Consider the following 20933-nt stretch of genomic DNA (forward strand, 5'->3'; position numbering starts at 1 on the left):
GTTCCGTCCTTATTTCCAGCCAGCCATGTAGATCAACGGATAACCGTCAGCAGCGGGTGTGAAATCAAGCCCTGAACGGTAGGCGTAGTTCGTCACTTTCGTCACCATCGGGATGTTCAAAACTTCATCGGCCATTTTGCCGAACCCAAGCGCGTAAAGACGCAGGCGTTCTTCTTCGTCGATGATTGATCCCGCTTCGGCGAACCACGCGTTGATTTCAGCGTCACCGATATAGTCGCCTTGCCCCTCTTCAAAGAAAAACGGCGTGATGGAGGACACATCGTAGACGCCATTTGACGGCCAAGGCACAATACCAACAGGGATTTCACCCGCAAAGTAGTCTTTGACCCAAGCTGTGGTTTCACGTTGATCCACCGTTGCCTCGATACCGATTTTGCGCAGATATCCAGTCACAGCTTCGGCAATACGTGCGTTTTCGGTAAAGGCTGCGATTTTCATCTCGAACCCGTCTGGGTATGCCGAGGCCGCCATGTATTCTTTGGCTTTTTCAACATTATACTCGTAGCCTGCAACATCTTGGATACAGCCGAATTGTTTCGGGTGGCACGAGGATTCAAGCGCGATACTGGCCGCACCTTGCATTACTTGCCCCACAACCGCGCGATCAATCGCGTGGATCATCGCCAGACGCACATTTTTGTCTTGTGTTGGATTGTCACCAGTGCGCGCATTTGGATCGAGCGACAAGAACGTGACAGTCGTGGAATCGCCAGACACTGTTTCGATGTCTGGGGACATGGTCAGCTGCATCATGTCATCGGGGGACAAACCCCAGACGAAATCAACCCGACCTGACGTCAATTCTGCCAAGCGCGTCTGCGGATCGGGCAAAGTCAAAACGGTGAGTTTGTCGAATTGAGGCTGGCCCCACTCCGCGTCGTAATAGGCTTCGTTGCGTTCGAATTCGACCATCTGGCCTGCTTCAAACCCAGTGACTTTGTAAGGACCTGTGCCGACTGGAGCGCGCCCGAATTCAGCGGCATCCATGGCTTCGTAGGTTTCGTTTGGCAAGATAAACAGGGTTTGGCTAAGGCGATCAATTGCAGATGGCGTTGGTTTGGACAGTTTCATACGGATAGAATACTGACCCGTCTTTTCAACGCTCTCGATAAATTTGTAATCCCCTTGAGCCGAGATCTTTGCATCTGGATTCTTGATCTGCGCCACGGTGTACACAACGTCATCTGCGTCAAAGGCTTCACCGTTGTGGAAGGTCACGCCTTCGCGCAGGGTGAAATCAATCGTTGTGGCATCGACCCAAGTCCATGATGTTGCAAGTGCAGGTTTGGCTTGGCCATCTGCAGTACGATACAACAGATGTTCAAGCACATTGCGCATGACCAGCTGCGCTTTGCCTTTGTTGGTTGCGTAAGGGTTCATCGACTCAAGTTGCGTATCATAGCCCCAAACAAGCGAGTTGTCGGCTTGGCCCGCGCAAAGACTGGCAGGGGCCAGTGTCATCATTGAGAGTGCAAATATTTTTAAATTTTTCATGTTGGTTCCTGATGGACATTAAAGGGAGTGCCGTAGGCCAGCATCTGATTGTTTGATCTTTGATCACAAATCAATCCTGTCCCCAAAATACCACCTGCGTCAATACAGTTTAATTTTAGACTTAAAATAGTTGGCTCGACTTTTGAAAAAGCTGATAAATGTTCGCTATTCAGGTCACAAAATAGCACTTTTGCCCAAAAACACGGCACTCACAGAACCATGTTCCGCAACTGCACCATCCGATACGCCAAGCCGCCATTACAAGCCAAATGGCGCAAGCCCTGCCTTGCGCCATCGAGGTCAATCGCTAGATTTTCCGCCGTTAAGTGGCAGATCCATCGGACAAAAAGCGTTGCACCAAATTGCGGGTTGCGACCACATCCTCATACATCGCAGCACGAAAGCGGGCCTTATCACGCCCCTCTAGGGCTGCAATCATGTCGTCATGGTGAATAGTGTAGTTCGACCTATAGTCAGAGCGCAGCAACTCAGTTGTTCTGTCGGACAAATACCGCACATATGCGCCACTGCGCAGCCACAGGTTTTCGATCTGGTTTGACAAAACATCATTGTTTGAGGCGTCATAAATTCGAAAGTGAAACGCTCGATTGGCGGCCAGCATCGCGATTATATCACCAGCCTCCACCGCTTCTTTATGAGTTTTAAGCAGCGCCTTTAACTCTGCGATTTCAATTTCGTCCATTTTGTCAAAGGCAATCTCAGCCGCACATGGTTCTAAAATCAAACGCACTTCGCAAATTTTACGCCATTCGTCACTGTCAAGATGAGGCACGACAGCTGTGCCAGTCGAAGAAATGCGCAATGCATTTTCGGCCGCCAAACGTCGCAACGCTTCGCGCACAGGCATATGAGAGGTCATGAATTTTTCGGCCAGCGCAGGAATGGTAAATCCCTGTCCCGCCTCGAAAGCTCCGGATACTAAGGCCTCGCGCAACTGATCATACACTTGATCTTGCACTGTGCGGCGGGTTTTGACCGGCTGAAATTTACTGCTCAGTTTCATCGTGCTACTTCTCTATCTTAATTTCGGATCAAGTCGATCACGAAGCCAATCGCCAAACACATTTACGCTGACCAGCAATATGATCAATATGGCCGATGGGAAAACGACTACCCACCATTCTCCAGAAAACAAATATCCATAGCCGACTTTGATCAAAGTTCCAAGAGATGGCTGACTGGCAGGCATCCCAAACCCCAAGAACGACAAGGTGGCTTCAGTCATAATTGCGAATGCGATATCCATCGTGGCCAAGACGAAGACAGGGTTTAACGAGTTCGGCATCACATGACGAAATAAAATACCAAAATGCCCACGCCCCGCCAACCGCGAGGCCATGACATAGTTTTTACCCGCCTCTGAAATCACCGCAGCACGAACCAGACGTGCAAAATGCGGCCAGTGCGATATGCCCAGCGCCAGAACGACAATGAAAAAAGCGGAGCTCTCTTGTTTGTTCACAGGAAACATGGACCGCGCTAATCCACCGATCAAAAGCGCCAAAAGCATCGCAGGAAATGTAAACTGGATGTCTGCCGCACGCATAATCACCGTTTCGATCCAACCGCGAAAGTAGCCAGACAACAGACCCAGTGTCAGCCCGATCAAAACGGACAACCCAACGGCCAAAAGACCAACAGTCAATGATGTGCGCAAACCAAGCATCAACAAAGACATGATGTCGGCGCCCTGGCTATCAGTCCCCAAAAAGTATCGCGCATCCCCTCCTGACATCCAACTTGGCGGCAGGTGGCTGTCGAATAAATCCAACGTGGCCAGATCATATGGATCCGTGGGCGCAAGCCATGGCGCAAACAAAGCGATCATGACCATCAAGAAAAGAATGATCGAGGCAAAAAGCACAAAGGGCTTGAAAGAAAGCGCGCGAACATGGCCGCGAAGAGCTATCATGGGAGTCATCAGATTACCCTTTCGACAGACGCACACGTGGGTCCGCCATGGCATAGAGAAGGTCAACGATCAGATTGATCGTGGCAAAAACACAAGCGATCAGCACAAGAAAGGCCGTGATCACAGGGATATCGGATTCGGTGAGCGCAGACAGGAACATCGTCCCCAAGCCAGGCCATTGAAACACTTGTTCAACCACCACAGCAAAGGCGATGAGATAGCCGATCTGAATGCCGCTAACGGTAATGATCGGCAGCAAGGTATTGCGCAGCGCATGACGGAAATGCACGACACGATCTTTGATGCCACGTGCGCGAGCAAAGCGGATGTAATCCATGCGCAGCACTTCTAACATCTCAGCGCGCACCAATCGCGCGACCAAAGCAACCTGAGAAATCGCCAGTGAAATGGCCGGCATGATCAAAGCGGCCAAACCAGAGGGCGTGAGCAACCCTGTGCTCCATCCGCCAATCATCACCGTGTCACCGCGCCCAAAAGAGGGCAGCCAGCCCAAGTTCACAGAAAATGCAAAGATCAACAGAATGCCGATCACAAATGTCGGCAGCGACACACCAATGATCGAGACCGTCATCAAAGCGCTGGCCCACCATGTTTCACGCCAAATCGCAGCAACAACACCGAGAGGAATTCCGACCGATAAAGAAATGATCAACGCCACCATTGCCAGTTCGAATGTGGCGGGAACGCGCTCCACAATAACGTCTGCAACAGGGCGTTGCGCCTTGTAAGACATACCAAAATCGCCAGTGAACGCATCCGCGATATAGGCGGCGTAGCGCACCACATAGGGGGCATCCAAGCCAAGCTCTTCGCGCAGTTCAACCCGCGCACTTTCCGGCGCCTCTAACCCCAAAATTGCGGTCACGGGGTCGCCTATGACTTCGCCCAGTTGAAAAGCGATCAAGCTCACAACAAAGATCACCAAAAACGCGTGACCGAGGCGGCGCACAAGATAAGATGCAGTCATTTCATGTCTTTCTTCTTAGGTCTGCCGTCATGTATGGACACAGCCCCGCACACAGCTTACGCGGGGCTGGTTTTCATTTACTCAGCGACAGTAACGTCACTCAGGACCACAGCACTATCGGCACGTACTGTGGCGTTGACCACGTCGTCCATTGCCCAAGTGATGAATGGCTGGTGCAAGTAAACTGCGTGCTGCTCGTCTTGTGCAATTTTTAGACCTTGGCGGTAAAGTTCTGTCCGCTTTTCAGGGTCAAACGACGACACAAGCTCGGCAAATGTGTCATCCAAGGCAGGGCTCGACCACATGGCCCAGTTTTGCTGACCCAGACCACTTTCAGTATCGCGGGTGTGCAACACGGCTGCAAAGGTATCTTGCACATCGCCAGAATTGCCCGCCGCACCAATCAAGTGGAACGAACTGTCAGGACCGTTCACCAGCATTTTGGCAAATTCAGGCCAAACCATTGCATTCACAGACACATCAATGCCGATCCGCGCCAAAAGCGAGGCAGAGGCACGACAGATTTCTTCGGCGTTGACATACCGCTCCAACGGACAATTCAATGTGGTGGCAAAGCCATCAGGATACCCAGCCTCGGCCAAAAGCGCCTTAGCTTGTTCGTAGTCAACAGGCTGACGGACATCCATGTCTTCGGGGTAGCCATAAAAGCCAGGCGCGGATGGCATAGAGAGTGCCTTGGCATGACCGCGCATCACCCGTTCAACAATGGCTTCGCTGTCAACGGCCAAGGCAATCGCCTTGCGCACACGCACATCTTTAAAGGGGTTCGCCTCAAGCGGGTTGCCCTCTTTATCATAGGTCGCCAGCGCAATGTCGCGGGTGCCGTCCATTTCCAATTCCATAAACAAACGTTGCGGTCCTTCGACCACAGCGAAACCATCTGTGCTTTCGATCCGCTCAATATCTTGCAGCGGCACATCCGTGATCAAATCCACCTCGCCTGACAGCAAAGCTGCCAGCCGTGTCGGCGCTGATCCGATTGCGGTGTACTCAGCACGATCCACATTGCCGCTAAACGTGCCCCACCATCCGTCATTTTTGACGAATGTGGTTTTTTCTCCGGGGATTTGCTCCTCTAGAATCATTGGGCCTGTGCCATTAGCGTGGCGTAATGAGTAGGCTTCGGTAGAATCCGACCCCAGGTCAGGCACGTCCAATACGCCATTGGTATCGGCCCACGCTTTGGACATGACGAACAGACGCGACAACTTCACTGGCATCACGGCATCTGGTGCAGACGTCACAATATCGACGGTCATATCATCAACCACATTGGCAGCAGTGATCTGTCCAAACAGAGATTTATAACGACGCGATGTAGATTGGCGCAGGATCGAAAAGGCGACATCTTCTGCGGTCATCAATGTTCCATCATGGAATTCGACCCCTTCACGGAGCGTCAAACGCCATGTTGCATCGCCTTTGTAGTCCCAAGCGGTCGCGAGACCAGGGATAAGCTCCATGTTCGGACCAAGTTCGACAAGGCTTTCGTAAGTTTGACGTGCGATTGCTGTTGTCAAAAAGTCATTCGTTGCATGTGGATCAAAAGTCAGCGGGGCCGTTGATCCAGCGTATTTCAAGGTCTCAGCTGCTGCGGAAAACGGAAGTGTCGCCGCAATAGCAACGCTGAGTAATGTTCTTAAGGATAGTTTTTTCATGATTTACTCCTGTTGGTGGTATGATCATGGCATAAAAGATCATTTGATCAAACCCTATTTACAAAGGACTTAAAAAAAGTCAGGTTAGATCATCAAATCGCAACCCTACACATCTGGATTGGCGCAATGTCTGCAACGAGACCTATTGAAAACACTGACAAACTGCTCGCGGACCCTGTCCTTACCGTCAAAGGGCTCAGCGTTGAGTTGCGGCGCAGAAACGACCGAATCCCCATCGTTCAGGATGTCAGCTATGAATTGCGGGCGGGCGAAATTCTCGGGATCGTCGGCGAATCGGGCGCTGGAAAATCCATGTCGGGCAACGCCGTCGCTGGCTTATTGCGCCCCCCCTTATATGTGTCACAAGGCGAGGTTCACCTAAACGCACAGCGTATAGACACCCTGCCCGCCAATAAATTAGTCAACATTCGCGGCAAACGGATTGCGATGGTTTTTCAAGACCCACTCACATCACTGAACCCCGTGTTCACCGTTGGCGAACAATTGGTGGAAACGATTGAGCGCCACACCCCAAGACGCGGCCAAGAGGCCAAAGATCGCGCGCAACTGCTGCTAGAGCAGGTCGGCATCCCTGCCGCAGCCGATCGACTGACACAGTACCCCCATGAATTTTCAGGCGGAATGCGCCAGCGCGTTGTCATCGCCCTTGCTCTTGCTGGTGAACCAGATGTGCTGTTCGCCGATGAACCAACCACCGCATTAGATGTGTCTATTCAAGCGCAGATCATTGCTCTGTTCAAACGTCTGTGCCGTGAAAAAGGGCTGGCAGCAGCGTTGGTGACGCATGATATGGGCGTGATAGCACAGGCTACAGATCGCGTGGCGGTTATGTACGCAGGTCGGATTGTCGAAACTGGCCCCACAGCCGAGGTCCTCAAAAATCCGCGTCACCCCTATACATCTGGATTGATGCAATCGATCCCAGAAATTGGTCGCCGCCTGCATCGTTTACCACAACTCCAAGGTGCCATGCCACGCCCAGGCCAATTGCCACAGGGCTGTGCCTTTTCAGATCGATGTGCATATGTCACCGATGCTTGCCGCAAAGCCGTGCCCAAAATGAGCGGTTCGAAATTTCATTCGGTGGCTTGCGTCCACCCTCTTACTCAGGAGGTTTGAATATGACCAACACGCCAACACAGATATACTCAGACGGAAAACCGTCCCTTTTGGACGTGATTAACCTTGGTCGCACCTACGGCGCACCGCAAAACCTTGTGCAAAAAGTCCTGCGCCAACCCGCACGGCAAGTCAAAGCGGTGCGCGGCATTGAATTCAACCTTCAGCCCAATGAAACACTTGCGCTTGTCGGAGAATCTGGGTGTGGGAAATCAACAGTTGCGCGCTGCGTTGCGGGCTTAGAGACCCCGACCGATGGCACTGTGCACTATCAAGGGACCTCGATGGAAGACATCGCACGCAGCGCTCTGCCCGCCCGTCGCGATGTGCAGATGGTGTTCCAAGACCCTTATTCGTCACTTAATCCACGCTGGCGAGTTGGGAAATCCATAGCCGAGCCGATACAGGTGTTGGGCATCGAAACGGACCCTAAAAAAGTCACAGTTTTGGTGGACAACCTTTTGACGCAGGTGGGGCTATCTCCACAGGACGCTGAAAAATATCCGCATGAATTTTCTGGTGGTCAACGCCAGCGCGTGGCAATCGCCCGTGCTTTGTCAACACGTCCAAAAATCATCATCTGCGACGAGCCCACGTCAGCTTTGGATGTGTCTGTTCAAGCGCAAATTTTGAATATGATGAAAGACCTGCAAGACGAATTTGGCATGTCTTACCTCTTTATCACCCATGATCTTGGCGTTGTCGATCATATCGCAGATCGGGTCGCGGTGATGTATCTGGGACGTATTGTCGAGATCGGCCCGCGCGAGGAAATTTTCAATCATCCCCGCCACCCTTACACGCGTATGTTGATTGAGGCTGTGCCGACATTAGACATCTCAGATGACGTCGCACCACCTGCTCTTGGGGAATTACCTGACCCTGCCAATCCGCCTTCTGGATGCTCGTTTCGCACGCGCTGTCCTTTTGCAGATGCGCGCTGTGCTGCCGAATTACCCGAATTGGAGCTGTTTGATAACCGTCAGATCGCGTGCTTTAAAAAGGAAGAGATCGCATGACTGCGACCTCTTCACCTTTGTTACTTTTGCAAACGCGCAGTGACTTCGATCTCGACTTTGATTTCGTCATTCACAAAGCCGCATGTCACAGTCGTGTTGGTCGGGCGCGGATCATCAAACACCGTGCCCAGATGTGTGGCAATCGGAATGATATCTTCACGCCGCGCCACATAAACACGCAAAGACACGATGTCTTTCAATGTTCCGCCAGCTTCGGCCATCGTTTCAGAAATGATCGCGAGCGACTTAACGGTCTGCGCAACAGCGTCATCTGCGTCAACTTCGCCCGCGACGTAACCCGCTGTTCCCGAAATGAAAACCCAATCGCCATCTACGATAGCGCGGGAGTAGCCGCCGATTTTTTCAAAAGGCGAACCGGATGAGATTGCATAGCGCACAAATAGCTCCTTTGTTGTTGTTTGATCAAACGATCATTGATACACTAAACTCAACATGTCAAGACAACGCGGGACCGCTTTTCCAATGACCCAACTGCAAGATACATTATGGCGCCGAACTGCGCGGGGCAGCTTTACCCCCGACACGCAGCTTCCAACGCATATCGATGTAGCGATCATCGGCGGCGGCTTTACGGGCCTCACCGCAGCTTACCACTTGGCGAAAGCAGGTAAATCCGTTGCTGTCTTTGAAATGTCAGCCCTCGGCGAAGGTGCAAGTGGCCAAAACGCGGGTTTTGTCGTGCCAAATTTCGCACTCATGGACCCTAAAGCGGTCTGTGCAAAGCTTGGCAAAGCGCGTGGCGATGCCTTGCTTGACCATGTGGGCGCAGGGGCTGATGCGGTGTTTGACCTCATCCGCGCAGAGGGCATTCAATGTGACGCAGCCCAAACAGGTTGGCTCAACCCTGCGGCAACTCAGGCTGATGCGCAAATGCTTCAGGCGCGTGCGGCGCTTTGGCGAACTCGAGGCCGCCCCGTCCGCTATTTGGGCAAAGACCAGATTCTCAAACAAACCAGCATGAAGATTTACCAAGGTGCGTTGCTAGATGACAGTGGCGGCACCATTCATCCATTGGACTATCTTTTGGGCTTGGCCAACGCGGTGCAACGTCACGGTGGACAGGTGTTTGATCACTGCGGCGTATCGCGGATGAAACGTGTTGGAAACGGTTGGCGCGTGCAGTTGCAAGACGGGCGCAGCCTGCCTGCGCAGTCGGTATTACTGTGCACCAATGCGTTTACAAGTGGCGCAGCACGCACATTGGGCAGTACCTCTGTTCCTTTGCGGGTCTATCAAGTCGCGACCAAGCCGCTTGATGCGCAAACAGCCGCGCGGATTGCCCCAGATCGCCGCCCTGTCGGCGACACCCGCAAGAACTTGTTCACATACCGTCTTGATCGCGACAATCGGTTGATCTCTGGCGGTATGGCAGCCATCCCCGTGGGGGCGAAAGCGCGTTTGGGCAAGACAATCGTTGCACGACTGGCCTCGGAACTGGCCTTGCCAGACACCCCTGAAACTGAAGTCGTTTGGACAGGCGTTGCCGCTGTCACCCCCGATTTTTTACCGCGCATCCACGCGATTGGTCCAAACGCTTTTGCTGGTATTGGCTGCAACGGGCGCGGCATCGCGATGACGGCGCAGTTGGGGCACACATTGGCACAAGCCGTTCTAGGCACCCCCACAAAAGATCTGCCTATACCGATGCGAAAACTTCGTAAAATTCCGTTTCACGCCCTATCCCCCATCGCGGCATCCGCGGGACTAATTAAAGCCCGCCTGACAGACGCGCTTACATCTTCCAAGGACTGATATGACACAAACAGAAATCATCACACTCGACATTGCATCCGACACAGCTTTTGCAAACGGCGAAAGCTATGGCGAGGTTGGCGCCTATAAAATGATTTCAGGGAAAGCGCAGCTTGCGATCAAACCCGAAGAAATCGGCGCAGACGGTTTTTTCGAACGTGATAAGGTCGCCACAGATGAGCAAGGCCGCATCCGTGCGCAGTCCGATGTCTTTATCCTAACGCCTGCGGATGCAGCCAAGGGCAATGGAACGATCATCTTTGAATTTATCAACCGCGGCAACAAACGCGCTTTGCAGTTTTTCAACGAAGGCACCCCCGGCAATGCCCCCAAAACCAAAGCTGATGGCGGCAATGGGTGGTTGATGCGCGAAGGCTATACCTTGGTCGTTGTCGCATGGCAGGGCGATGTGTTTCGCGGTGATGGCCGCATGTGTGTCGCGCTGCCGGGCTATGTCGATGATGCACCCACACGTGTGGCTGCAGAGTTTATCGTTGAGGATTTGAAAACCACGTTCTTGCCGCTCTCCACAAAAACAGGGACGCGCAGCTATCCGACCGCCTCACTCGACACCACAAAGGCACGGCTGACAAAGCGCCGCTATTCTGACAGCACCAAAATCGCTATCGCCCCCACTGCATGGGCCTTTGAGCGGATTGATGGTGATGCGGCTGGACTGGGCGCGGGCGATGTAATGGCCGCAGAGCAAGCGATTGTCCCTTGCCCCAGTCATATCCATTTGTTCGACGGGTTCCAGCCAGGTTGGCTATATGAACTGGAATATGATGCCACGTCCGCACTTGCACTGGATGTGGGTTTTGTCATCGTAAGTGAAACGCTGTCCTTTTTGCGTCACAGCACATCTGATGCAAACCCGCTAAAAGGTGCGATAACCACGGCGATCGGATGGGGGCGTTCGCAATCAGGGCGCGCGATCCGTGACTATCTGTGGCGCGGTTTTAACGCCGACCATGCGGGGCGCAAAGTGTTCGAAGGCATGTTGCCGCATATCTCGGGTGGCGGCAAAACCAACATGAACCGCTACACCAATCTGGTTGTCGCAGCATCACGCCAGCATGAAGACAAACTCAATCCGTCAGATCAATTCCCGTTTTCTTACGCCTCGAGCACCGACCATATCACGGGGCAAACAGATGCGATTTTACGCCATCCTGACAGCGACCCATTGGTGATCCACACGCACACAGGGTCTGAGTATTGGTATCGCCGCGGATCTTTGGTGCATACAGACAGCCAAGGCAATGACCTGCCACAGCCAGACGGTGTACGCATTTACACATGGGGCAGCTCACAGCACTGGTCCGACACGCGGGCTGCAAAACCGGTGAAAGGGCCGTGCAACGAGTTCTTTAACAACGTTTTCACCGCACCGTTTTTCCCTGCAACACTCGCGATGATGCGCGACTGGATCGTGGATGGAAAAGCACCACCGCCTTCACGTATTCCGATGGTTAGCGATGGCACTTTGGTCACGGCTGAGGCCTATCGCAAGGCCTTTCCAAATATCGGCGGCGTACTGGTGTCGAAGGGTGCAAATGATTTGCCATTCATCGATTATGGAGCAGGTTTTGCAACGGGTGCTGCCATCGCGCACCCACCTGTCGTGACCGATAAACACTACCCCGTTTTGGTGCCTGCGCCTGATGCGCTTGGCAATGATGTTGCAGGGCTTTTGGCGCCGATGGTGAAAGCCCCCTTAGGCACATACACGGGTTGGAACATACGCGGGCGCGGCCACGGGCATGGAAAGATCTTTTCCTTCATGGGCGCTTATATTCCACTGCCCGACACAGCAGAAGAAGCAGCTCTGACAGATGATCCACGCCCCGCAATCGCAGAGCTTTATCCAACAGCAGATGACTATACCGCCGCGATTTTAGCTGCGACAGACCAATTGATTGCCGATGGCTTCCTTTTACCTGACGCCCGCGACCGCTTCACAGAACTTGCTGCCAATTATGGCGCGATCAACCATTTTCACCGTTACTAAGAAAGTCAGGCACATATGAAACAGCTTGCAAAACGCATCACTCAGACCTCTCCGAAATCCTTTGGCATGTTCCAAAAAGCCTTTGAAACGGGTCGTGATGATTTGATCCATATGGAACTGGGAATGCCGTCCGCGGACACGCCAGAACATATCAAAGAGGCGACGATCTCTGCCTTGCGCGCTGGTAAAGTGCACTACTCAGACCTTGCGGGTCTGGGACATGTGCGCCAAGCGCTAGCTGAGAAGCTTGTGACCAAGAACAAGATGGACGTGGACGCGGACAACATCATCGTCACCAACGGCCTGACACATGGATCCTATGCCACGATCATGGCCTTTTTGGATGAGGGGGATGAGGCTATTTTACTTGAGCCATACTACCCCCAACATATCGGTAAGATCGAGTTGGCAGGTGCGGTGCCTGTAATTGCGAAACTGGATGCAGCCAATGATTTCCGCATTGACCCTGCTGCAATTGAGGCCAAACTCACACCTCGCACCAAGATGATTGTACTGATCAACCCTTGCAACCCAACTGGGCGGGTCTATTCACGCGAAGAGCTGCAATCGCTCGCTGACATCGCGATCAAGCATGATCTGATTGTGATGTCTGACGAAGTGTATGAAGATATTCTGTTTGACGGCGCCAAACATATTTCAATCGCCACTTTGGACGGCATGGCCGAACGCACGATCACACTGTTCGCCTTTACCAAAAGCTATGCGATGGATGGCTGGCGTCTAGGGTACCTTGTGGCCCCAAAAGTCGCGATCGGCGCATTGATGAAAATCACGACCAATGACGTCACGCACGTCAACACCTTCATTCAAGAGGGCGCGTTGGCGGCGGTCACGGGCGATCCTGCAATTTTGGCAGAGCTGATTGCCGAAGATTTCGAAAAGCGCCAAATGGTTGTGAGCCGCCTAAACCAAATACCTGGCATTACCTGCGCTTGGCCTGAGGGCACGATTTATGCCTTTCCCGATATATCTGGCACGGGCCTCAAAGCGCAAGAATTTGCCGAACGCCTGCTTGAGGACACAGGAGTCGTTGTTGAAGCTGGTAGTTTTTACGGCGAATGCGGCGAAGGCCATGTGCGGGTTTGTTTCGGCTCTGTATCGCTGGAGCAAATCGATACAGCCATGAAGCGCATTCAATCCATGGTCTCAAACCTTGTAAAGGCTGACGCGTGACGACGACATTTGAAACCTTTGCAGCGATTGTCGAGGCCTTTGGCTGTCGCTGCACCACCGTCTTATTGCATCACGAGGATGACGCAGAGCGTCTCTTTTCCTCTGATCATACCTTTGTATCCCCAACTGGGCGTAAACGGTTCGCTGATGCCCCCGCGATGGCACAGATGAAAGCGCAGCAAGCGCCCCAAAAATTCGAAGGGCTTGCCCAAATAAAACCAATGTTCAAAGAATGGGAAAAATTGGCTGAAACCGGCTACCTATGCTTGGTGAACCTACCTATTTTCGACGAACATGGAACCTTACAAGGGCAGGCCAATCTTGCTTTGCATGAAGGCGCGTTAGATGGATCGGATTTAGATGAGCTCAACAAAGAGGCGCAAAAACTCGCCCCCTTACTGAGTGCGGCCCGTGCCGCGCTTTGACGCCTTGCCCCATGGGGCGCTAACGGGGTCAAGACCGTTTTGACACACCTGTCTTGACCGCCTTGGGGCCCACCTCCCTCTAGACTGTTCGCGGTTTAGCTCCGGTCTTCTGCGAACAATATTATGACCGCCCACGCATGAATGTGAGTTCAACAGCTTGGCGGGCAAATGTGGGTGGGAACAGCCATGCGCCGCGAGAGGCCTGAAGATCTGTTTAAAAAGGAGCCACATATCATCAGCCCATTCTGTAGGTGACGTGGCGCCCATATTAATTTCGGCAACAGCAATACCAATTCTACGCCGTCACCGCCCAAGCAAATCTACACATCCGCACTGCAGCGCCCTCTTTTTTAGGGCTCCATCAAAACCGATGCTGACGGATAATCCGACGCCCAAGTGGCAGGTAGCGGCGCTACAAATACATTTTCGGTGCGGTTATGCGTAAAGCGCCAAGTCCCATCTTCGCATTTTTTGAATTTATTGAACAAACGCGATGACCGCATTAACGCCTTGCCATCAGAGAACAGCCACGGCTGCATGTGCACCCAATTCCCTTCTGCGGTCATCGCATCATCGGCAACACGGATTTGCTCCGATGTCAGATAATGGCAATTCAAAATCAGGGCTGGGTTCTGCTTGCCCCCCCAAAAGTTTTGGAAGTGTTTCTTCACCGCGTCCCAACCTTCAAGACGTCCAAACTGACCGTCGTAATATTCGCCAACACCCTCCCATACAGCTTCTGGTGCATAAAGTTCCATGATGCGATCAACACGCTCAGCATCATCCTTCACCCCGAACTCTGGGTTGGGCGTATCGCACAAAAACATATAGCGCGCCTGTAAACGGCGCACTGCAGCTTCGGCTTCGAGAATCGCCAATCGCGCTTCTAGAGCTTGAATTTTCTCGTTCATCATGTGGTTTGTCCTAACTGTGCGCGTTTTTTGCGCATTCGAAGTGCTTTCCGAGCGATATCAGAAATTAAATTAATATTCACGTAAAAATTGTTGACGCCCCTCAGGCTTGCAGTAATTTTACTGTAACTCTGCATCTTAAAACCATAGGGTCAACATGACTGTAGCCAGCGACAAATACTGCGCTTTAGCGCATACTCTAGACATGGGCGAAGGCGCCTTGAGAGTTGCGGTAAAAGACTGCATAGACATCCAAGGCACCGTCAGCGCCTGTGGCAGTGCGGCGCTGCGCAGCAGCCCCCCTGCACAGAAAAACGCCGCAGTGGTCGACGCGCTGTTGGCGCGTGATTGCACGATCATCGGCAAAGCCAATATGCACGAACTTGCCTATGGCATGACCGGTGTGAACGCAGCCTTTGGCACCCCCATCAATCCAAAGTGGCCAGACCGCATCCCAGGAGGGTCCTCTTCAGGATCTGCCGTCGCTGTTGCCGCTGATCTTTGTGATTTTTCCGTGGGCAGCGACACTGGCGGGTCCGTGCGCCAACCTGCCATCTGCTGCGGCGTCTATGGCATCAAACCCAGTTTTGGGCGCGTCAGCCGCGACGGTTGCCACCCTGCCCATAGCTCGCTCGATTGCATCGGTGTCTTCGCGCGCTCTATAGCGATGATAGAGACTGGCATGGAAACCATTGATCCCAGTTTCACCCGCGTATCACTGAAAAAACCACTGCGCGTGGCCCGCATTGACTGTAGCGCAGCCCCTGAAATTCAAACGGTTATTGACCGCCACTTTGGGGCTGAGCCAGTCATCCCCCTCCCCCAAATGAGTGCGGCCTTCGAGGCTGGCATGACCCTTATCGGCATCGAAGCGATCAGCGCTTATGGGACGTTTTTGGAACAGGGCGATGATTTGGGAACAGACGTGCGTGCGCGCTTGGAACACGCCGCAAAGATCCCCCCTAAAGCCTTTCTTGACGCCCAAAAAACACGCCTGCAGTTCACCAAAGAGGTGGACATGGCATTGACGCAGTTCGACGTGCTGCTCTGCCCAGCCCTGCCAATCATTCCGCCCACGCTTTTAGAGGCCAAAGACCCCGCGACGGTTCTACCGCTGACGAAGTTTTTGCGCCCCTTCAATCTCAGCGGGCACCCCGCAATCGTTTTGCCATTCACGGCTGGCCCTCAGGCTTTGCCCGCAGGCCTTCAACTCATTGGGCGCAAAGGAGAAGACGCCTTTCTCTGCGCAGCCGCCCACAAAATTGCATCGATCCTTACCGAAGCTCAACGGGAGACCACTCCATGACCATCGTATCCAGCGCGGCGCTGCAGCCGCAAACCAAACACGAGGTGCTTGAGAGCATCCGCAGCCGAGCATCTGAATTTCAAGAGCTGCGCCACATCCCGCAAGATGTCGTGGATCAATTCAAAGGGCTTGGCGTGTATCGCGCCTTTGTGCCCAAACGTTTTGGCGGCGATGAAAAAAGCCCCGCAGACTTTTGCCGTTTGATTGAAGACATCGCAGCGGCAGATGCCTCTGCAGGATGGGTCGCGAGTTTTGGTGTCTCCGCCACCTATCTGAGCACCCTACCCCCTGAGACCTACACTGAAATCTTCGGCAAGAACCCAGATACGGTGTTTGCCGGTGCCATGTTCCCCCCGCAGGCCGCAAAAACCGTGACGGGCGGCTACGAGGTCACGGGACAGTGGCCATGGGGCTCTGGCATCATGGGCGCAGATCTGGCGGGCGCAGGGATAAAGGTTGAGGATCAGCAGGGCAAACTGCCACTCATCGCGATCATGCCCAAAAGCGAGATTGAAGTGGTGGACACGTGGAAGACCATGGGTCTGCGCGCCACGGGCTCACATGACATCAAAGCCGAGGGTGTGTTTGTGCCGCGCGAATGGACATTTGTGCGCGGCGCCAAGCCAACCATGGATGACCGTATCTTCCGCTACCCGTCCATGGCACTCGCCTCTCAAGTTCTTGCGGTTGTGGCCCTTGGGGCTGCGCGCTCCGCGCTTGATTTCATCTATGAGGGCAGCGCACGCCAATCCGTGACAGGCGCGCCGAAACCCGGTGCGCGCCCCTATCTGCAAGCAGAATACGCCAAGGCGCGCGGCATGTACCTCGGCGCTCAGGCGCTGTTCTACGACACGCTCGAAGAGGGCTATGAAGAGCTTGCCCATCAAGAGACCGTGAGCCGTGAGATGCATATCCGTTTGCGTCTTGTCGCCTCAAAAGCGGCCAAAGACGGCGCCGAGGCGGCCCGCATGGCCTTTGCCCTTGGCGGCTCGGCAGCCATCAACGAAGGCCACCCGCTTGGCCGCTACATGCTCGACGCGGCCGGTGTCGCCCAACACGCTTTCCTGAGCGAAGGCACATGGACCGGCGCCGGCGCCGCCATGTTCGATGAACCCACCATGCCTGGTTACCCATAAGGATTTCTCCCATGACTGATAAAGCCCCCCTCCGTACGCTTCTTTGCTTCAACAACCACCCCACATTCTTTTCCCTGCCCTTCGATCAAATCGGCCCCGTCTGGACGGCAACGCAGGCGCTTATGATGGGCATAGATCAATTGGAAGGCGTTGAAATTGTTGGAACATTTGACGACGATCAAACCATGGTCGGGGCCACACAAGGCTTCCCTTACACATGGTACATCCTCGCAGATTTCCCAGACCGCGATGCAGTGCAAGCCGCTTGTAACCTGCTGCGCACCATCGTTGTCGGCGAAGGCAATGACCGCCTTTGGAAATACATGACCGTCGAAGCGCGCATGGGCCGTGCGCTTGAAATTCCTAAAGCGCACCGGAGCTAAACGATGTCCCTAGACACACCTAAATTCAGCGATCTCGACGCGATGTACGACGTTGAAAACGCCAAAGTCGCGACAGAAATGTACGAAGATCCGGCACTCTTCAAAGAAGAGATGGATAAGATCTTCAAGAAGACTTGGGTCTTTGTGGCGCATGAAAGTGAATTCCCCGACAAGGGGTCATTCAAACTGTCCCATGTCGGTTTGGACCCTGTGATCGTCGTGCGCGACCGCAAAGGCAAGATCCACTGTATGGTCAACCGTTGCCGCCACCGCGCGGCGACTGTCTGCGAAGTGAAAAAGGGCAAAACCTCTTCTTTCCAATGCCCATACCACGGCTGGGGATACGGCCTTGACGGGTCACTCCGCGCGGTGCCTTACCCAGAGCAATACGGCGATGATTTCGACAAATCTCAGCACGGCATGTTGAAGCTGCGCACGGAATCCTTCGAGGGCATGGTGTTTGCCACGTTCAACTATGATGCAGAGCCTCTCGTAGACTTCCTTGGCCCAGAAGTGTGCCGCTACATGACCTTGTTCATGAAGCAAGGTGGTGGCTTCCCTATCAAAGTGCTCGGTGAGCACCAGTTTTCTGTGCCAATGAACTGGAAAGTGCAGCTCGAAAACACCACCGACGCCTACCACTTCCCGATTGTGCACAAGTCCTTCATGCAAACGCTGGACGAGAAAACCGAAGACCTCTTTGCCTTTATGGACAAGAACGAGGGCTGGGTTGAAGATCTGGGCAATGGCCACTCGATCATGATGATGATGCCCTCGCGCGAAGACCTTGACGAGCGCATGGATGATCCGATTGAGCCGCGTTTTGAATGGTTGGCCGAAGAAATCCGCAAGGAAGGTTACAGCGAAGAGCAAGTCAAACGCATCGTGCTCGCGGTCGGCGGCCCTGGCTTCAACATGAACCTCTTCCCCAATGTCTCCTTCTCGCTGTCCTTCTTCCGCGTTCTGACACCCGTGTCTGTCGATCAAACCGATATTCGCCACATGGCGCTCGGCATGGACGGCGGCCCCCAGATTGCCAACCAAACCCGTTTGCGCCTTCACGAGCATTTCCAAGGCCCGATGGGCTTTGGCTCGCCTGATGATGCTGAAGTTTGGGAACGTGTGCAGCGCGGCACCCAAGGCGGTGAAGAGCTTAAAATCCTCGTCAATCGCGGCATGGTTGACGAAGAGCAAGGCGTGATGGGCCCTCGCGGTCATGTGAGCGCGGAAACCGGCATGCGCGCCGCCTATGGCATGTGGAAACGCATGATGGACGAAGGAGCTAACGATGTTTGACACCAGCACTTCCAGCACCAATTTACTTACAGAGGTGACAGAATTTCTGTGGAAAGAAGCCGATATATTGGACCGAAAGGCCTATGACACTTGGCTAGACCTGTGGCTCACCGAGGGGCTCTACATCCTGCCCATGGGCGACGGTGAAGATTACGAAAACCAGCTAAATCTCTGCTATGACGACGATAAAATGCGCCGCATGCGCATCGATCGTTTCAAACGCGGCTTCTCGATTTCCTCAGCGCCCGCCGCCGATACCGTGCGCACAGTCAGCCGCATCGTCATCGACAGCGTTGACGGAGACACCATTAAAGTGCGCGCCGCGCAGCAGGTGATCGAAGACAAATTCGGCCGTCAACGCATCTGGGCCGCCGATGTCTTTTTCACTTTGAAAAAAACCGAAGACGGATTTCTGATCGAACGCAAAATCGCAAAACTTCTCAACTCAGGGGGGATGCTGAACTCGTTCAGCTACTTGTTCTAATGGCGACACCTCTTCCAGATACCATCCAAACAGCCGTTGTGACCGGCGGTGCGCGGGGCTTTGGCGCAGAAGTGTGCCGCGCCCTTCACAAAGACGGATTTCGCGTCATCATCACTGATGTTGATCCGGGCCCCGATGCGGCAGCGCTTGCCTCCGAACTTGATCTCGCGGGCGAGACCGGGATGACCGCAACGCTTGATGTCTCCAAACCCGAAGACTGGCAGCGTGTATTGGACGAATGTGTCGAGCGCTACGGCTCTGTCGAGGTGTTGGTCAACAACGCAGCACGCACCGCCGTGCAGCCGCTCTTGGACATCGATCCGGCGGATTTTAACGCGATTATGGCCACCAATGCAGGCGGCACGTTCACGGGCAGCCAAGTCTTTGGCCGCCACTTCAAAGAACGCGAATATGGCCGCATCATCAACCTCGCCTCTCTGGCGGGACAAAACGGCGGCACGGCAACGGGGGCACATTATGCCGCGTCCAAGGGTGCAATTCTCACGCTGACGAAAATCTTCGCACGTGACTTGGCCCCCTTCAACGTCACCTGCAACGCCATCGCGCCCGGTCCGATGGACACGCCAATGGTGCGCGACGTGCTGGGCGAGAATATCGACAAAGCCATCGCCAATATCCCCGTGGGCCAGCTTGGCGATCCGATTGTTGTGGCCGACTTGGTGGCAATGCTCGCGGCACCACGCTCTGCTTTCGTCAATGGCGCCTGCTGGGACGTCAATGGCGGCCTTTACATGCGATAGGAGCAGATTGATGACGGAAAATACAACCACACTCACCGTTTCAAAGCGCATTGAGGATCGCGGCGACATCGCGCGTATCCAGTTGACTTCGAAAGATGGCAGCGATGTCAAAGCTTTCACCGCCGGCGCACATCTGGATATCTACCTGCCCAAGGAAGATATCTGGCGTCAGTACTCCTTATGCTCAGATCCAGCAGAAACCGGTTTCTATGAGATCGGCGTGCTTAAAGATCCTAACTCGCGCGGCGGCTCTGCGGCAGTACATCGCGACGCGATCGAAGGTGCCGAGTTCACCATCGAAGGCCCGCGTAACCACTTCCCGCTGGCAGAAAATGCAACCTTCACCGTTCTTTTGGGCGGCGGCATTGGCGTCACGCCGATGATTGCCATGGCGAAACGTTTGCATGCCTTGGGCAAGGATTTCGTTCTGCACTACTGCACGCGCTCCGAAAACCTGACCGCGTTCAGGGACGAGCTCGATGGATCGGGGTTTGCCGATAAAATCGCCTATCACTTCGATGACAAAGATGAAGCGCAACGCCTTGATTTAAAGCGCGATATTCCAGAGCCATCTGCGGGCACGCATCTCTATGTCTGCGGCCCGCAAGGGTTCATGGATTGGGTCATTTCCACCACCGAAGCGGCGGGCCATGCCCCTGAGAACGTTCACCGCGAATACTTCTCGGCTGATGTGGACCTCTCGGGTGACAGCTTCGAGGTCGAATGTTCCCAAAGCGGCATCACCGTCACGGTCGGGCCAGACGATACCATCGCCCGCGCGCTTGCCAAAGAAGGCATCAAGATCGAAGTGAAATGCGAAGAAGGCGTCTGCGGCACCTGTATCACCGACGTCTTGGAGGGCGACATTGAGCACCGTGATCAATTTCTCACCGAGGAAGAACGCGAAGATATGGATCAGATTTGCGCCTGCTGCTCGCGCGGCAAAGGCAAGTTGGTCTTGGAGATTTAGGAGACATGC

At 53.9% G+C, this 20933-nt stretch carries 20 protein-coding genes; 13 read left to right on the forward strand and 7 right to left on the reverse strand.

Annotation, left to right across the window (positions count from 1 at the left end; all coding sequences use genetic code 11):
- Positions 1-9 precede the first annotated feature (9 nt).
- The 5 genes from EDD53_RS11370 to EDD53_RS11390 form a co-directional block, all read right to left on the reverse strand.
- The gene (locus tag EDD53_RS11370; RefSeq protein ID WP_123793361.1) at positions 10-1515 is read right to left on the reverse strand and encodes an ABC transporter substrate-binding protein; all 1506 of its coding nucleotides are present in this window, start codon (positions 1513-1515) and stop codon (positions 10-12) included.
- Positions 1516-1837: 322 nt separating this feature from the next.
- Positions 1838-2539, reverse strand: coding sequence for a GntR family transcriptional regulator (locus EDD53_RS11375; protein ID WP_123793362.1), 702 nt, complete (start codon positions 2537-2539; stop codon positions 1838-1840).
- A 12-nt stretch (positions 2540-2551) separates the two neighbouring features.
- A complete protein-coding gene (locus EDD53_RS11380) occupies positions 2552-3457 on the reverse strand; it encodes an ABC transporter permease (RefSeq protein WP_170162749.1) in 906 nt (301 codons plus the stop codon).
- A gap of 4 nt (positions 3458-3461) precedes the next feature.
- Positions 3462-4436, reverse strand: coding sequence for an ABC transporter permease (locus EDD53_RS11385; protein WP_123793364.1), 975 nt, complete (start codon positions 4434-4436; stop codon positions 3462-3464).
- A gap of 77 nt (positions 4437-4513) precedes the next feature.
- Positions 4514-6115 carry an ABC transporter substrate-binding protein gene (locus EDD53_RS11390; protein ID WP_123793365.1) on the reverse strand — a complete coding sequence of 534 codons (1602 nt, stop codon included), beginning with the start codon at positions 6113-6115 and terminating at the stop codon, positions 4514-4516.
- 126 nt (positions 6116-6241) lie between these two features.
- On the opposite strand from EDD53_RS11390, the gene EDD53_RS11395 reads away from it, so the two are divergent.
- Both EDD53_RS11395 and EDD53_RS11400 read left to right on the forward strand, forming a co-directional pair.
- Positions 6242-7255, forward strand: a complete 1014-nt coding sequence (locus EDD53_RS11395; protein WP_123793366.1) for an ABC transporter ATP-binding protein — start codon at positions 6242-6244, stop codon at positions 7253-7255.
- Positions 7256-7257: 2 nt separating this feature from the next.
- A complete protein-coding gene (locus tag EDD53_RS11400) occupies positions 7258-8274 on the forward strand; it encodes an ABC transporter ATP-binding protein (RefSeq protein ID WP_123793367.1) in 1017 nt (338 codons plus the stop codon).
- Positions 8275-8294: 20 nt separating this feature from the next.
- Here EDD53_RS11400 and EDD53_RS11405 read toward each other — a convergent pair whose 3' ends face one another.
- Positions 8295-8672, reverse strand: coding sequence for a RidA family protein (locus tag EDD53_RS11405; protein ID WP_123793368.1), 378 nt, complete (start codon positions 8670-8672; stop codon positions 8295-8297).
- An 85-nt stretch (positions 8673-8757) separates the two neighbouring features.
- On the opposite strand from EDD53_RS11405, the gene EDD53_RS11410 reads away from it, so the two are divergent.
- The 4 genes from EDD53_RS11410 to EDD53_RS11425 are packed head-to-tail and all read left to right on the forward strand — an operon-like array spanning position 8758 to position 13677.
- The gene (locus EDD53_RS11410; protein ID WP_123793369.1) at positions 8758-10047 is read left to right on the forward strand and encodes an NAD(P)/FAD-dependent oxidoreductase; all 1290 of its coding nucleotides are present in this window, start codon (positions 8758-8760) and stop codon (positions 10045-10047) included.
- Between the two features lies 1 nt (position 10048).
- Positions 10049-12058: an alpha/beta hydrolase domain-containing protein gene (locus EDD53_RS11415; protein WP_123793370.1), complete on the forward strand. Its 2010-nt coding sequence runs from the start codon at positions 10049-10051 to the stop codon at positions 12056-12058.
- A 15-nt stretch (positions 12059-12073) separates the two neighbouring features.
- A complete protein-coding gene (locus EDD53_RS11420) occupies positions 12074-13252 on the forward strand; it encodes a pyridoxal phosphate-dependent aminotransferase (RefSeq protein WP_123793371.1) in 1179 nt (392 codons plus the stop codon).
- On the forward strand, positions 13249-13677 hold the full coding sequence (locus EDD53_RS11425; protein ID WP_123793372.1) for a hypothetical protein: 429 nt from the start codon (positions 13249-13251) through the stop codon (positions 13675-13677). The genes EDD53_RS11420 and EDD53_RS11425 overlap by 4 nt, the downstream gene beginning before the upstream one ends.
- A gap of 350 nt (positions 13678-14027) precedes the next feature.
- Here the strand turns inward: EDD53_RS11425 and EDD53_RS11430 are convergent, their stop codons facing one another.
- Positions 14028-14591 carry a nuclear transport factor 2 family protein gene (locus EDD53_RS11430; RefSeq protein WP_123793373.1) on the reverse strand — a complete coding sequence of 188 codons (564 nt, stop codon included), beginning with the start codon at positions 14589-14591 and terminating at the stop codon, positions 14028-14030.
- 154 nt (positions 14592-14745) lie between these two features.
- On the opposite strand from EDD53_RS11430, the gene EDD53_RS11435 reads away from it, so the two are divergent.
- The 7 genes from EDD53_RS11435 to EDD53_RS11465 are packed head-to-tail and all read left to right on the forward strand — an operon-like array spanning position 14746 to position 20924.
- Entirely contained in the window at positions 14746-15894 is a 1149-nt protein-coding gene (locus EDD53_RS11435) for an amidase (RefSeq protein ID WP_123793374.1), read from the forward strand.
- Positions 15891-17030, forward strand: a complete 1140-nt coding sequence (locus tag EDD53_RS11440; protein WP_123793375.1) for an acyl-CoA dehydrogenase family protein — start codon at positions 15891-15893, stop codon at positions 17028-17030. Before EDD53_RS11435 ends, EDD53_RS11440 begins: the two co-directional genes overlap by 4 nt.
- Before the next feature lie 11 nt (positions 17031-17041).
- A complete protein-coding gene (locus tag EDD53_RS11445) occupies positions 17042-17413 on the forward strand; it encodes a hypothetical protein (protein WP_123793376.1) in 372 nt (123 codons plus the stop codon).
- A 3-nt stretch (positions 17414-17416) separates the two neighbouring features.
- Positions 17417-18709, forward strand: coding sequence for an aromatic ring-hydroxylating oxygenase subunit alpha (locus EDD53_RS11450; RefSeq protein ID WP_123793377.1), 1293 nt, complete (start codon positions 17417-17419; stop codon positions 18707-18709).
- Positions 18702-19193: an aromatic-ring-hydroxylating dioxygenase subunit beta gene (locus EDD53_RS11455; protein ID WP_123793378.1), complete on the forward strand. Its 492-nt coding sequence runs from the start codon at positions 18702-18704 to the stop codon at positions 19191-19193. The genes EDD53_RS11450 and EDD53_RS11455 overlap by 8 nt, the downstream gene beginning before the upstream one ends.
- Positions 19193-19954, forward strand: a complete 762-nt coding sequence (locus EDD53_RS11460) for an SDR family NAD(P)-dependent oxidoreductase (RefSeq protein ID WP_123793379.1) — start codon at positions 19193-19195, stop codon at positions 19952-19954. The genes EDD53_RS11455 and EDD53_RS11460 overlap by 1 nt, the downstream gene beginning before the upstream one ends.
- A 10-nt stretch (positions 19955-19964) precedes the next feature.
- Positions 19965-20924 (forward strand): PDR/VanB family oxidoreductase, encoded by a 960-nt coding sequence (locus EDD53_RS11465; RefSeq protein WP_123793380.1) that lies wholly within the window; start codon positions 19965-19967, stop codon positions 20922-20924.
- The last annotated feature ends 9 nt before the right edge of the window (positions 20925-20933 follow it).

It is taken from the genome of Pacificibacter maritimus (genome assembly GCF_003814915.1).
Classification (GTDB): domain Bacteria; phylum Pseudomonadota; class Alphaproteobacteria; order Rhodobacterales; family Rhodobacteraceae; genus Celeribacter; species Celeribacter maritimus.